The 14,770-nt window shown below is 40.8% G+C and carries 11 protein-coding genes; 9 read left to right on the forward strand and 2 right to left on the reverse strand.

The features are described from left to right. Nucleotides 1-181 precede the first annotated feature (181 nt). Complete coding sequence (pdxR, locus tag NSQ29_RS01730) at nt 182-1,612, reverse strand: MocR-like pyridoxine biosynthesis transcription factor PdxR (RefSeq protein WP_339266895.1); 1,431 nt, start codon at nt 1,610-1,612, stop codon at nt 182-184. Between the two features lie 172 nt (nt 1,613-1,784). Between pdxR and NSQ29_RS01735 the strand changes: the two genes are divergently transcribed. After that, on the forward strand, nt 1,785-2,333 hold the full coding sequence (locus tag NSQ29_RS01735; protein WP_341124234.1) for a pyridoxamine 5'-phosphate oxidase family protein: 549 nt from the start codon (nt 1,785-1,787) through the stop codon (nt 2,331-2,333). A gap of 194 nt (nt 2,334-2,527) precedes the next feature. After that, a complete protein-coding gene (locus NSQ29_RS01740; RefSeq protein WP_179086733.1) occupies nt 2,528-2,791 on the forward strand; it encodes a hypothetical protein in 264 nt (87 codons plus the stop codon). A 685-nt stretch (nt 2,792-3,476) separates the two neighbouring features. On the opposite strand, the gene NSQ29_RS01745 is transcribed toward NSQ29_RS01740, so the two are convergent. Continuing rightward, on the reverse strand, nt 3,477-5,405 hold the full coding sequence (locus NSQ29_RS01745; RefSeq protein WP_341124235.1) for an alpha/beta hydrolase family protein: 1,929 nt from the start codon (nt 5,403-5,405) through the stop codon (nt 3,477-3,479). A 158-nt stretch (nt 5,406-5,563) separates the two neighbouring features. Between NSQ29_RS01745 and NSQ29_RS01750 the strand changes: the two genes are divergently transcribed. The 7 genes from NSQ29_RS01750 to NSQ29_RS01780 all read left to right on the forward strand — a co-directional run bounded on the left by NSQ29_RS01750 (nt 5,564) and on the right by NSQ29_RS01780 (nt 14,689). Beyond that, a complete protein-coding gene (locus NSQ29_RS01750; protein ID WP_076300449.1) occupies nt 5,564-6,073 on the forward strand; it encodes a MarR family winged helix-turn-helix transcriptional regulator in 510 nt (169 codons plus the stop codon). A gap of 337 nt (nt 6,074-6,410) precedes the next feature. After that, a complete protein-coding gene (locus tag NSQ29_RS01755; RefSeq protein WP_341126716.1) occupies nt 6,411-7,340 on the forward strand; it encodes a phosphotransferase in 930 nt (309 codons plus the stop codon). A gap of 294 nt (nt 7,341-7,634) precedes the next feature. After that, entirely contained in the window at nt 7,635-9,299 is a 1,665-nt protein-coding gene (locus tag NSQ29_RS01760) for an extracellular solute-binding protein (RefSeq protein WP_042191393.1), read from the forward strand. An 89-nt stretch (nt 9,300-9,388) separates the two neighbouring features. Beyond that, nucleotides 9,389-10,294: an ABC transporter permease gene (locus NSQ29_RS01765; protein ID WP_042191391.1), complete on the forward strand. Its 906-nt coding sequence runs from the start codon at nt 9,389-9,391 to the stop codon at nt 10,292-10,294. Between the two features lie 34 nt (nt 10,295-10,328). Continuing rightward, on the forward strand, nt 10,329-11,213 hold the full coding sequence (locus NSQ29_RS01770) for a carbohydrate ABC transporter permease (RefSeq protein ID WP_042191389.1): 885 nt from the start codon (nt 10,329-10,331) through the stop codon (nt 11,211-11,213). Nucleotides 11,214-11,259: 46 nt separating this feature from the next. Further along, entirely contained in the window at nt 11,260-12,993 is a 1,734-nt protein-coding gene (locus tag NSQ29_RS01775) for a sensor histidine kinase (protein WP_341124236.1), read from the forward strand. A gap of 13 nt (nt 12,994-13,006) precedes the next feature. Further along, nucleotides 13,007-14,689: a response regulator gene (locus tag NSQ29_RS01780; protein ID WP_341124237.1), complete on the forward strand. Its 1,683-nt coding sequence runs from the start codon at nt 13,007-13,009 to the stop codon at nt 14,687-14,689. Nucleotides 14,690-14,770 lie beyond the last annotated feature (81 nt).

Below are 14,770 nucleotides of genomic sequence, written 5' to 3' on the forward strand. Positions count from 1 at the left end.
AAGAATAATACAAGCCTCTATTCCGAGTGGCGGGATAGAGGCTTTATTTATTTGCTATCTGCATAAGCCAAGTATCTTAAAATGAGGGCGTAACCAAGGGATTCACGGTAACTGTAACCATCGGACCAAGTAATTTAAGTCCATACTTTCTTTTAATTTATCTAATCCTGCGGAAATGATTTTACAGAATTATCTCCGCAAGGCGATGTATCCCCTGCTCAATTGATGCTTCATCTACTTTTGCAAACCCCAATACCCATCCCTTTCTTTTGCTATCCAGACAATAGGGTCCAAGAGGGTAAACGCGTATTCCATGTTGTAGGGCTAAATTTGTCACAGTTTCTTCGTCGTATGATTCCTCAGCCTCAAGTAACATATGCAATCCTGTTTCTACTCCACTGAGTGTAAAACGCTCCCCTAAACCACTAGCCATAATAGCTTTTGTCATGACTTCGTGTCTTCTTCGATATACATTTCTGACTCTTCTCATATGCCGCATAAAATGACCATTTTTAATGAAATGGGTTAGTGTTAGCTGATCCATAATCGGAAGATGACGGTAAGTCAGTTCCTGTACCTTCGCTAGTTGAGCAATTGCCTCGACTGAACCTATAATAGCCGAAATACGAATGCCAGGAGCAATCATTTTAGAGAAACTCATGAGATACAAAGTATTATTGGATGCCTGACTAAACAACGTTGGCAGTGGCTCCCCACGATACCGGAATTCACTATCATAATCGTCTTCAATGATCCAAAACCGTTCTTGAATCGCTTTATGTAGCAATTGTTGCCGACGGGGCTCCGACATAACGACCCCTACTGCGCACTGGTGAGAAGGGGTGGCAAAGATCAGTTTGGATTGAGGGTGAATATGCTCCACCACTAGACCATACTCATCAACGGGAATAGGTACCACATTCATTCGTCGATATTTCATCGCCATCCAAGCAGCTGGGAAACCTGGATCTTCTACTGAAACTGTGTCCCCATCAGCTAAAAGCGACTGTGCGATTAAATCGATACTATGCTGAGCTCCTGAGGTCAACAGAATCTGATTAGTTTGGATATGTATGCCCCGTTCAAGGGATAAATAACGCTGTATTTGCTCACGTAATGGTGTGTAACCGTAGCAATTACCGTAAGCCCAGCTTGATAAATCCATTTCAGCAGATGCGTGGAGCAGCGATTGCCGCCAGCTTTTTTGAAATTGTTCATCCAAATAGGGTTCATGAGGACTGAAATCAATATCCACTTCTAGCTGTTCTTTACCTCTGAACCAGTCATGTAAATGATCAACAGCTGAGTCTAACAAGGAGAGTGAAGGAGGTGTGGGACCCTCTGTTTCTATTTCCTTCGTTGACACATTGAATTGCTTCCATCTACTAACTCGCGTTCCTCCTCGGCGAGAGGTGACTGTATAACCTCGACTTAACAATTCCTCATAGACGATCTGTATAGTTGAGCGTGAGACACCTACGATGTGAGCAAGTTCGCGGGTAGGTATTAGTAATTCTCCTGGCGCCCAGACTCCACTAGTAATATTATGAATTGCTTGATCAAGCAATTGCTGCCAGATCGGTCTCTTATCATTACGAATTACTTTCATCATCGTACACACCTCCAAATAGAAGCCCAATCATAATAATATTAATTATGGATTGCTTTAAACGGTCATTTTTGGATATTTTAATGCAATCCATACATTGATATACTACCGTAACAACGCTGGTATTCGCAATTTGGTCGTTGCCGCACGCTAGAGTTAAAGGAGAGATATCGATATGAATTCGGTTCGTTACAAGAGCAGGGAATGCCTGGATCAAGAGAAGATTGAAAGGTTCCTTCAGCAAGCAAGATTGGGTTATCTTGGGTTGGCTGATGGCAATCGCCCCTATGTTGTGCCACTTAATTATGTATGGACAGAAGGGAAACTCTATTTTCACGGGGCTGGAGACGGAAGGCGTAATCAGGTGATGAGTGTTAATTCAGAGGTGTGTTTTACGGTATGTGAGGAATACGGAACCATTACGGATCCGGTACCTGCGAAAACGGATACAGCTTATATGAGCGTAATGATATTCGGACAAGCAGAACCGATCACGGATTTGGATGAAGCCACTCATGTACTTCAGGAAATGATGAATAAGTATGTACCAGGTTACTATAATCGCCCCCTGTCCAAGCAGCATGTGGAGAAGTATAGATCAGCTGTATTCGGCGGTCCGGTTCAAGTTTATCGGGTAATTCCAAGCCATATGACGGCAAAAGAGAGTCCTATTGAAGCGGAAAAAATGTATAAAAAGGACATGGATACTGAACGCCAAGTTTAACCACAAGATATTCCCATTAACATTATTCAATAATAAAATTAGAGATTAGTCCTTAAGCTAACGAGTATCGATAGCTCAATAAACACGATAAGGCAGCCGATCAGTCAACGTGATCGACTGCCTTTATTCAACTAACGGGCAGATTAGCTCGGTAAATGTTTTTTACTCTTATAGATAAAATTGAGTTACCAAGAATGGGAGCAGAAAATGAAAGAATAGTGATCGGGGATTTAATCTTACCTTCTCCCAGACTTCAATTTCTCAGACCAAGAGCATTCTACTTCGATCATAAAACTTCAAATTTATACGTCTATATAGATTATTTAGTTTACTACGGTGTTGATGGCGAAAAAATATTAAAGCCAAAAGAACTAAAAAGATATCTAAGCAAAATTACTGATTTAAATGATATAAATGATATCTATATTAATTGGGATATTAAATTTGTTGAAGCCTAATATGAATTCATGGGAAGAGCAATATTTATTTGATTACTAAAGTGTAAAAATAATGTATCGATTCTAGGAACACTAGACCGCGGACTTCCAGCAAGGGCGGCTTCATTCGACCAGCTGCAACCCACTGTGATCATAACAGTGTAACTGTGGGAGATATTGAGAAAATTGGCAGTCCTTACAGAGTCATAATGTTCTGTGACCCATATGAATCGTTTCAGGGCATGTCAGGAGAAATAATTAAATGTAGGTATAATCCCTATAATCATTGAAGTAACGGATAATGACAGTTCAATAAAAAAGCGGCCGTCTAGGACTATCAGTTATTGATAACTGAGGAAGAATACAACTCCTATATCACTATCATTTCATTGGGTGCTATTTATCACTCCTAGAAGAAAAGGAAAAAGTCCTAAACGTAGCGGTAAAATCATTGTCGCGAATAGAAATATTCAGTACGAGCGAGTGGGAATACACGTAAGAACCACAATGGAAAAGATGGAGATTCCATAGAGCCAGCAGTTGTTTGGTAATAAGTCAGTCTACTCACTTATGGTCAGCAAATTACAAATAGGCTGACGGCATTCGCGGCAGCCTATTAAAGTAACGGGGAATATAGTTGAAACAGGAACTTAAATCTGTGGCATATTTGCTGTTGTAAGAAACCCCTCTATGTTCAAAACTTTCTTTAAAGTGCTAATGTAGCAGTATTGGCAACTCCGATCATCGTGATGATCAAGGTATTCACCATAGCACCAAGCCACACGTTCCCTGTCAATTTGTATAGGCTGCGACTAATAATTGCAGCTGCAAATAGTAAGAAAATAAACGGAAGCAGTACCATTGGATAAAGTCTTGTTTCTTGCCAAAATGTATTACCTGTCGTAAATAATACAGCATACTGGATTCCGTTAATAAGCATAATACCTAGCACGTTTCCCAGTCCAGCGACAATCATATTTGCTTTTTCAGACTTTATATTACTAAAACTTAATATATTTATTAAAAGCGCATTTATTAGATAGAAAATAAAGAAGAACGGCAAATAGTTCATCCATACCAATAACTTATCTGAATTAAATGTAAATACTCCGAGTATCCAAAATTTAAAATCAGCGTTAAAAAGATATTCTGCCGCATATACGATACCGAAAAAAATTCCGTAGATGCATAAGGCAAGAATTAAAGTCTTTCCTGCTTTGCTCAAACCGATTTTTAATCCTAATTGTTCCAAAGAAAGCTCAGCGTTATTTCTTTTCTCCAATTTGTACTTATATACAAATAGTGCCGCTCCAATAAGGCTGCTAAACATTGCCCATATCAAGATATAGTTTGTAATGGGCTGCGTAAACCATTTTACAGACATGAAATTGGACGTGCTTTTAAAAATCACTTTATCTAGATTTAAAGCTACGATTACGCCAATAGCAGAAAAAATCCAATTAAGCGACCAGCTGATCCAAAAAACTCTAGTTTTCTTTTTGCTTTTTTCCGTTTGCAATGCATTAGCTATAGAACTGCTTTGTTTTTTTGCTAATTTTAAGTGCTTAAAGAACGGAATTTCCAACAAGTAATAGGATGCTGGGAAAATCAATAGAAAAATACCTAATAATCCAATAAAGCTAAATAGCTCTTTCCAGATCCATATTTGATTAGTATTTTTTATTTGTGGTGAAATCTCAAAGGCCTGGCTGAAAAAGTCTACTGTGTATGCAACAGTTTTCTTTGAAAAATGTGCCCATTCATGCGTTTGCTTTGGATTATAAATTACTCTCAGTGTTTGATTTTCTGCATCTCCATAATATTTAGCTACATTAAAGCTCGAATGCTGCTCAGCTTTTGAAAAAATCGAGTTCACTGCGACTAAGGCCTCATCAGCATTATTGGAGAGATCGCCATTGCCTTGAGACAAATCATAATTCCCCTCATCATATTGACCATAAATAATTCCCATATTAGCGTGGATTTGACTAAATACCTTTTCACTAGATAAACGGATATTTCCCACCGGCAACCCTGCTGCGACCTTGTTTAAGGAATTAGCATATTCCTTTTCGCTGTCTGTTATTGTCTCGGCGCCTTCCGAATCGGGCTTCTTCGCTTCTTCAATTGCTGCATAATATTGTGAACCGTAGTGCATTAACGTCAACCATGTGGACATTCCACCCATAGAATGCCCCATAACACCGATCATGTCATTATCAATGTAATCGAGACTTTTATAGGCAAATTCCACTAGAGGTATCATTCCCTCACCATTTGCTGCTACTGCCTTCATGACTGGCTCGCTCGACGAGCTTGATTTTCCATGATAGTAGGCATCGAATGTCATTACTGCAATCCCTCTGCGTGATAATTCAATAGCGTTTAAATTTTGCATATGTTTATTGTTTAGATAACCATGCTCGGTAATAACTAAAGGAACCTTGTGCTCCTCATTTGATTGTTCAGGTTTAAAAATTTGTCCAGACAGCCACTGCCCATTTTCAGTTGGTAGCTTAAAATCAATAATTTCTACCTTTCCATAAGAAGTTTGTAAAAAACCTGATAAACAAGCGCTTACAAAAATCATCAACATAGAAACGACAAGCAATCTTCTTATTATCTTTTTCCCCATATAAATACTCCCCCTTAACTATATAGGTTCCATTGGAAACTATATAGTTTTTATACTATACTTTTTATTTGAAAGCAATAGCGCTTTTCTAGCTATGTTAAAATTACAATTTTTGATATAATTTTATGAGCTAAATTGACGGGAAAAGAGGGATTTCTTTGGCAGTTGAATGGATGGGGAAATATAGAACATTTGTAGAGAAGATTGTTAAATATGGAAATTCATACGCAGACTCCTATAAAAAAGAGTACAACTATAATACTGTTTTTTTATTTTCTGCTGCACAAATTCAAGTGCTGGAATATCTATTGGAGAATGAAGATAAAAATCAAAACATGCTGGAAATTGCAAAACGGCTGGGAATATCTAAGAGCGCATTTTCAAAACATGTAAAAAAAATGGTGGAAAAAGGGCTGCTCGAAAAGTACCATACATCAGATAATAAGAAAAACATTATCATTAAGGTTTCCACAATAGGCAAAGAAGTGTATAGCCAATATGTACAATACGCTTATGAAAAATGCTTCAAAAAAATATTTTCCCTGCTGGATGAAATCCCTATGCAATATATTGAGAAAATGGAAGCTATTTTAGATATCTCAGCTAGTGCTACAACTGAAAAAACAAAGCAAAAGAAAGAGGTTAATCTCATTCTTATCGAGGAATAAGAGATGTTATTATTAACATTTAATCAATTTCAATATAAAACGATGGTCTAATGCTGTTCGAAAAAAAGAAATTGATCAGTTGCGTATGGAATGATGAGATTGGTTATGAAGCTGCTAGAAATTTCATCAAAAAAAAGCCTTTTGGAATAAAATCCAAAGGCTTTTTGTATGCTTATTTTTTTCAAGACCTTATTCAACATCATAATTGATCAGAAAGAAAAAGTCTATACTTTGGGCTGGATTTTATTTACTATTGTGAAGCCGGCAAAACTTAATCAATGGAGTGTTGTTAATGGACGTTACCTATCATCTCGATCAGACCGACTTACAGGATTATATTGGACGGATTTTTGGCACCAGTTATTTAGTTACTCGTGTTTCACGAATGCATGGTGGCGCACAAAAGGTGGTCTACAAGATTGAGTGCAGTAATGGATTTTCCTGCGTTTTGTATGTGTGGGATCTTTCCATGAATTATTTTGAAGAAGAAAAAGCGAATGAAGATATAAATGAACAGTCCTATGGAAGTGATTTGTTTGAATTAAACAATAAGTATTTAACACAACATGGAATTCAGACCCCAGCACTTTATGATCTGAACAAGGAAAGAGATCGTTACCCATTTGATTATGCGCTTGTTGAATATATAGATGGACGTAAGGCAGAAACCTTTTTCCAACTTTCCGAGTTAGCTGCTCAAGATAAAGTGTTTCAGCAGTTGGGGGATATGCTTACTACAATGCATACCACCGAAAGGCAGATTTTTGGGAAAGCCAATGCTAACGAGATCAGTACAGAACAATGTCATTCATTACAAATGAAAAATACGAAAGTACAGCTAGCTTACGCCTCTCAGCATATGGAGAAGATCGGGTCTAATCAAAGTAAATTGCTCGATAAGTTGTATGAGCTTGAATCAAGAATTAAGCCTAGAAAGCAGTATGGATTTATTCATGGGGAACTGGGTCCTGACCATGTATTGGTTAATGATAAGCTGGAGCCCTTTCTGATCGATATCGAAGGAGCAGCGTTCTTTGATATTGAGCATGAGCATAGTTTTTTGGAGATGCGTTTTGGAGATTTCTATCGGTATCTTAAGAACGATAAGCTTGATCCGGATAGGCTGTTATTTTATCAATTGCATCACCATATATCATTAACTTCAGCGGGTTTAAAGCTACAGCATAGAGGATTTCCCGATCAACAATTCGCAAAAGGTCTAACTGAATATCAATCAGAACGTGCGCTTAGGTTTATCGAAAAATGAAGAAATGGAAATGAAGCAAGAAGCGGCGCGTCATCTCTTGTCAAATATCGTGGGGAGCTGAATATTCGAGTTAATACACGGTAACGTTTCAACGAAGGGGGAGTCAACCTAACCTAGGGAGACTCCCTCTCTCTTGTGCGTTCTAGGGACAAGCCTGACGGTAGTCAAGAGGTGTATACGAAAGTAAAGACTAGTATATAGATGGGGGTCCTTTCCTTTCCTATACTAGAACTAGGAAGAGAAGCAGCATGAAGTAGATGCAAGACCTATTTTGAGACAATGTGGAGGGGTAATATGAAGAAAAAAAGTAGAATACTTCTGATCGTCGCATTGATCCTAAGTTTAACTATCACGGCATGCGGCAAAACCACAAATGAAGGGGAGAAGCAGCCTGAGAAGCAGCCTGAGACACCTGTGGAACAAAAAAATGAAGTGATTGAAGTTTCAACAGTTTCGGCAAGCGATCAGTATCTCAAATTCGATGAGGGCGAAAGCTTTGAGAAGAACTCGGTCTATGATGCGTATGAGAAAGATATCGGTGTGAAGCTCACGAATAAATGGGTGTCCGCCGATGACGTTCAATTCAAGGAAAAAGTGAAGATGTCCATCGCCTCCAATGATCTTCCGGACTTCATGAAGGTTAATGCTACACAGCTGAAAGAGCTGACCGAAGCGGATATGATTATGGATATCACGGACGTATATGACAAGAATGCGACGGATGAGACGAAGAAATTCTTGTCGATGGATGGCGGAATGCAACTGAAGACCGCCACTTTCGACGGTAAACTCATGGGGATTCCAAGTTCTTATAATCCGTACCAGTATCAGTTCCTCTATGTACGTACGGACTGGCTGAAGAAATTGAACCTACCGGAACCGAAGACGATGGCGGATCTCTTGACGATCGCAGAAGCGTTCAAAACAAAAGATCCAGGCGGCACTGGGAAACCGTATGGAATTGTAATTAGCAAAGATCCATTTAACAACCAGTCCACAGCTGTTACAGGACTAATAGCATTCTTGAATAGTTACCATGCTTATGAAAATCTTTGGATGGAAGACGGAAATGGCAATTTGGTCAACAGTGACATTCAGCCTCAAGTGAAAGATGCACTTAAGGCGCTGCAGGAAATGTTCAAGAAAGGATTAATTGATCCTGAGTTCGTCGTTAAAGATGTGGAGAAAGCAGCAGAGCTCCTCTATAACAACAACGCAGGTATCGTATACGGCCAGTCTTGGGTACCGGCTCAGCTCGCTAAAGGCGCAGTAAAGGATGGTAAAGTCGTACAAGAGTGGGGCGTATTCCCGATTCCATCGGTGGATAGCGAACCTGCACTATCACAGATAGGTTTGGGTGTTGACGAATATTATGTTATCTCCAAGCAAGCGAAGCATCCGGAAGGTGTTATTAAATTGCTGAACCATTGGATTGTCGTGGATAATCATCCGACGCCAGAACAGAAAGTGTATGAGTATGGTAAAGACCTGAAGGAGAAAGGCAACAACTACTGGCTTCTAAGCCCGCTTCGTGTTGGTAAACAAAAGGATAATAACGGTGAAATATTGCCAAAAGCAATCGAGAACAAAGACGAGAGCATTTTGGAGACGAAAGATCAAAAAACTCGTTACGAGCGTGCCATGAAGTATGTTGACGGTACCGATATCAACATGTGGTGGGAATATCTGATCTCAGGTCCAAAAGGTGCATATTCACTTGTTCCTGAAATTCAGAACAATAAACAGTACCTACAAAACAAATTCTACGGCGCACCGACTCCAACCATGGCAGATCGACAAGAAATCCTGAAGAAGAAGCGGGATGAAGTATACTTCAAGATTATGATGAATCAAGTATCCGTGGATGAATTCGATAAATTCGTAGAAGAGTGGAAAAAGCTTGGCGGCGACGAAATGACCAAAGAAGTCAATGAATGGTACGCGACTCACAAACAATGATAGCAGGAGAATCGAGGGGTTGAACACAAACGACCTCTCTTTTCTTTAACCTAGTTCTTCATTTTTAGTCCTATAGCGAGGTGGATGGCATGAATGTATTAACGCGTATGTGGAAGAGGGAGTGGCCGCTTCACCTGATGTTGGTTCCTGGGATCGTATTGGTCCTCATCTTCAGTTATATCCCGATGGCCGGCATTATGATGGCCTTTCAGAAATACGTACCGAATAAAGGGTTGTTCGGCTCACCATTTATTGGTCTTAAAAACCTTCAGTTACTGATGGATTACCCCGATATCGGCCGGATATTCTTCAATACAGTATACATTGCGGTGATGAAAATTGTAGCAGGTATGATCGTTCCGGTCACCATAGCGATACTTCTGAATGAGCTGCGGAAAGAATGGGTCAAACGGACCTTCCAGACGCTCGTGTACTTGCCGCATTTTCTATCATGGGTCTTGTTAAGCGGTATTCTAATCGATGTATTGTCTCCATCTTCCGGTATTCTCAATCAAGTGCTTGGCTTGTTTGGTATAGACCCTGTTTTTTTCCTGGGAGACAATAAATGGTTCCCTTATGTCATGGTCATATCGGATGTATGGAAAGAGTTCGGATTTGGTACGATTGTCTATCTGGCTGCGCTTACCAGTATTAATCCGTCACTGTACGAGGCAGCGGAGATCGACGGCGCAGGACGCTTTAAGCAGACGTTACATGTGACGCTGCCGGGGATGCTTCCTATTATCGTTCTCATGTTTACGCTTAGTATCGGGAATGTACTGAATGCCGGATTTGATCAAATCTTCAACCTATATAGTCCTCCGGTCTATGAAAGCGCGGATATTATCGATACCTTCGTATATCGTATGGGGATTGAGCAAGCACAGTTCGGTTTCGCTACGGCCGTAGGACTGCTGAAATCCGTCATCTCTTTCATATTCGTATCTATGTCCTATATCTTAGCCTATCGTGTAGCGAATTACCGCATTTTCTAATGCAATCGGCGGTAATTCAGAAGGGAGACACATCGTGCGTACTAACAGATCATTCGGAAGAAAATTGTTTTTGATATGTAATTTTATTTTTCTGGCATCCGTATCTTTGTTATGCCTCATGCCTATTATTCATATTTTGGCGCTCTCGTTCAGCTCCGGGCAGGCAGCATCCGCCGGAAAAGTCATCCTGTGGCCTGTTGAATTCACAACGGCTGCTTATGCTAACGTATTTGGAAAACCTGAATATTTACGCGCATTCTGGGTATCGATTCAGCGGGTCCTTATGGGAACGACAATCAGCATGTTCCTGACGATTATCACGGCCTATCCATTATCCAAAGATTCTCGCCAATTTCGGCTGCGGACCTTCTATTCATGGTTCTTCGTATTCACGATTTTATTCAGTGGCGGGCTTATTCCAAACTATTTAACCGTGAAGAACCTTGGGATGCTCGATACAATCTGGGCTTTGGTGCTGCCGGGAGCGGTCACGGTGTTCAACGTTATTCTGCTGCTGAATTTCTACCGCAGTCTGCCCAAAGAACTTGAGGAATCTTCGCTGCTCGATGGGGCGGGTCAATTTACTACCTTATGGAAAATATATGTGCCGCTATCGTTGCCGGCATTGGCAACGACAGGTCTTTTCACTATGGTGGGGCATTGGAATAGCTGGTTTGATGGTATGATTTACATGAATCATCCCGAGAATTATCCGCTGCAGACCTTCCTGCAGACGATCATTATCAAAATGGATTTCCGCTTTATTAAACCTGAGAGGGCAGAATTAATGATCAAATTGTCCGATCGTACGAGCAGGGCAGCTCAAATATTCGTAGCAGCATTTCCGATTCTTATCGTGTATCCGTTCTTGCAGCGGTTCTTCATTAAAGGAATTGTGATGGGGAGTGTCAAAGAATAAAATAGGGCACTCAAAACTATGACATTGCATTGCAGGAGAACAAACGATGAAAATCCGATTCTTGATTAAAGATTCCTCTATATTCCAGAAAATAATGGCTGCCTTTCTGGCAGCCTTGTTTCCGCTCATGGCGATTACCTGGTTGATTAATGAGAAGGGTTCGGACAATATTCGGAGTGAAATTTCCGAGTCTATTCTAAATACGACTCGCTTCTATCTGGATTCACTCGACAAGGAAGCAGACCGGATCAGCCGTTATTTGCCGAACTATGTGATGGACAAAGACTTGATGGAAATTGCAACTACAGGCAATTACATGAGTTATTACGATCGTGCGCAAAAAATATTAGATATCCAAAGACGGCTTGAATTGATGAAGAACTCAAGTCCATTTATTCAAGAAGCAAGGGCGTATATCCCTCTTATCGACCGAACGATTCTTAGCAATAAATTTGAAACTTCGATGAATAAGCAGGAATATGCTTCTATGCAGCAAAACAAGAGATTATACGAAGAACCTTTCATTTACTGGAACGATCGATTATTTATTTCCATGCAATACCCCATTAATACCGTTAAAAATCCGATTTATATCGTAGCGGTTGAATTATCGACTATCAAAATCAGAGAAACGTTATCTCAAATCGGCAGCTCGCGTGGTGGACAGAGCGTATTGCTCAATCTGGAACGTGGTTGGGAGATCGAGAGTGACATGGATCCGGAACTGCTGGAACAAATGAAATCCTTCGCTGCGGATAAGCGGGAATTGCAAAAAGACGAAGGATACGAAACGATTATGTATAATGGTAAGCGGTTTCTTACGGTATATAAATACTCCAGTCTCTGGAATTCCTATTCGATTATGTGCATTCCCGAAGAGACGATTTTGGGTTCTCTTGAGATCTATCGAACATTGTTCTGGTGGGCTTGCGCGCTAGCTGTGGGTATTGTCGTTTTCTTCTCCTACTTTCTATTACGATTTATCTATCGGCCATTAATGAAACTTGTGCATTCCTTTCGGCGCGTTCAGCAGAATAGGCTGGAACCGATCGTGATCGATCGTGGAGCCGATGAGTTCGGGTATTTGTACCAAGCTTTTAATAATACGATCCGATCCTTGAAAACACTAATCGAGGAAAATTACGAGCAGCAAATCAGGAACCAGCGTTCCGAACTGAAACGATTGCAATCGCAAATTAATCCTCATTTTTTATATAACTGTTTTTTTGTATTGTGCCGGTTAATTAAATCCGAGAATCAGAAGGAAAAGGCTTATCAATTCTGCCTGTACATCGGACAATATTTTCAGTTCATTACTCGTGATGACGAGGATGATATTCCGCTGGGGCTGGAGGTCAATCATTCTCGCACGTATGTAGACATGCAAACCATATGTTACGGAGACCGTATTCAAGTCAAGTTCGAAGGTGATGTTCCCGATCTCTTCGTGCCGAGGCTGATTCTGCAGCCGATCATCGAAAATGCTTATAAGCATGCCTTGGGCAATATGATTCAGCAGGGTGAGCTATGGGTTCATTGTGAGCGGGTGGGTGATGTATTCTCCATCTATGTCGAAGATAATGGCCGAAGCATCTCCGATGCGGAGATCGAACAGCTTCAGAAGCGACTGCGTCAATCCACCACTCGGATGGAGGAAACAACCGGAATCATAAATGTGCATCGCAGAATACAGCTGCGGTACGGTGAGGAATTTGGCATTACAGTGTCACGTTCTGCTCTTGGTGGACTTCAAGTAAGAATCAATCTAAGCGCGAACTAGAGGAGGAATCAGCATGTACCGACTGCTAATCGTCGATGACCTTCCCATTATTGTCGATGGTCTTCTGGAGCTATTCAATGAGACCGATCATTTACAACTCGAGGTTATGAAGGCATATTCAGGTGAAGAAGCACTGGAGGTACTGTCTCATCATCGTATTGATATCGTGATTTCCGACATTAAGATGCCTGGACTGGAAGGGATTGAGCTGCTTCGGGAAATCAAATCCCAGTGGCCGGCCTGCAAAGTTATTTTCTTAACAGGATACAATGATTTTCATTATGCTAAGAGCGCAATTACGTACGGTGGGTTCGATTATATTCTGAAGGTCGAAAGTGATGAGAAAATTATTCAGTCCGTAGAACGGGCGATTGAGAAAATTGAAGAAGAAAATAACCAAGAACAGATGATCGCTAGAGCGCAATCCAAAATGAGACTGGCATTGCCCTCCCTGCAAAAGGAGTATGTGTGGGAGCTCTTTCAAGGCAAGCATGTATCGGATAGCCAATTAAAGCAGGCGTTCAAAGAAATCGATATCCGGCTTGATGCGACATTGCCGGTTTACTTGCTCATAGGCAGGGTAGACGCATGGAAAGAAATGTTCACGACGCCGGATAAAGCGTTATTGACTTACGCCGTACAGAACATTTGCGATGAGTATTTGTCCACGCAGGTCAGATGCTATTCCGTTGTATTCGAGTTATCCAAAATCGTCTGGATGATTCAACCGAAAATCCCGGATGGATCGTCTATCGAATATGGGGATCAGGATTGGATCAGAGCTCATCGGTATACGAGCGGAATTCTGGAGACTGTGCAGGGAAATTGCAAGAGATTGCTGAGTTTATCGGTTTCTTTCCTTCTTGGAAGTGAAGCAACGACATGGGATAACATATCTGATCGGTTTCACTCGATCAAATACGGCCTGGTACAAGGACATGGATTATTTAATGAGGTCATATTGACCGATAAAGACATTCAAAGAGAAGTGAACGGTGATCTGAGTGGGAACTACCACGATGCCTTCTATCACGCCCGTGTTCAATTGCTGATGTCTTGTCTCGAGAATAATCATCGGGAGCAATTCAACAAGCTGTATGCCGAACTAACGTCCATTTGGAATGATAAGGAGTCGCCGAATGAGAGGAAGATCGAACTGTATCATTCGCTTTCAGCTATTTTTCTGTTCTATATCCATAAGAATCGGGAAATTCGGGATTACATCAATACGCTGATGGATCTGGATAAGTTATATCGCTATGGAGATTCCGCATCATGGTCGGAGCTGATTCAATACTTCTCGCAAATGGCGGATTGCTTCTTCGAATGGAATGCGCTGCGGGGTACGCAATTGCCGACAGAGGTCGTGAATAAGGTGCATCGATATATTGAAGAACATATTTCCACTGATATTTCCTTAAATGCGCTGGCCGATTACGTGAGCTTGAATCCATCGTATTTGTCCCGACTTTATAAGCAAATCACTGGAATAGGGTTATCTAAATATGTGAACGACTATCGTAACCTGATCGCCAAGGATATGCTGCTCAACACATCGATGAAAGTGAATGAAATTGCTGCTGCCCTGGGGTACAACTCAGCACTTGCATTTATTCGCTTCTTTAAGAAGCAGAATGAAACAACTCCGCAAGATTTCCGTATGGCAAGGACTCATATACAGAATCAAGGTCAATAAATGTATATGAAATGTCAGTAACGATCTCTTTTGCCTCCGTTCCTACCGCCTTACAATGGAAGTACACTAGGTGCGCAAGAG

This window comes from Paenibacillus sp. FSL F4-0236 (genome assembly GCF_038000135.1).
Lineage (GTDB): Bacteria > Bacillota > Bacilli > Paenibacillales > Paenibacillaceae > Paenibacillus_AQ.

Coding starts and splice junctions, on each gene's coding strand:
- pdxR (WP_339266895.1), bottom strand. CDS start 1,612: ATGATGAAAGTAATTCGTAATGATAAGAGACCGATCTGGCAGCAATTG.
- NSQ29_RS01735 (WP_341124234.1), top strand. CDS start 1,785: ATGAATTCGGTTCGTTACAAGAGCAGGGAATGCCTGGATCAAGAGAAG.
- NSQ29_RS01740 (WP_179086733.1), top strand. CDS start 2,528: ATGGGAGCAGAAAATGAAAGAATAGTGATCGGGGATTTAATCTTACCT.
- NSQ29_RS01745 (WP_341124235.1), bottom strand. CDS start 5,405: ATGGGGAAAAAGATAATAAGAAGATTGCTTGTCGTTTCTATGTTGATG.
- NSQ29_RS01760 (WP_042191393.1), top strand. CDS start 7,635: ATGAAGAAAAAAAGTAGAATACTTCTGATCGTCGCATTGATCCTAAGT.
- NSQ29_RS01765 (WP_042191391.1), top strand. CDS start 9,389: ATGAATGTATTAACGCGTATGTGGAAGAGGGAGTGGCCGCTTCACCTG.
- NSQ29_RS01775 (WP_341124236.1), top strand. CDS start 11,260: ATGAAAATCCGATTCTTGATTAAAGATTCCTCTATATTCCAGAAAATA.
- NSQ29_RS01780 (WP_341124237.1), top strand. CDS start 13,007: ATGTACCGACTGCTAATCGTCGATGACCTTCCCATTATTGTCGATGGT.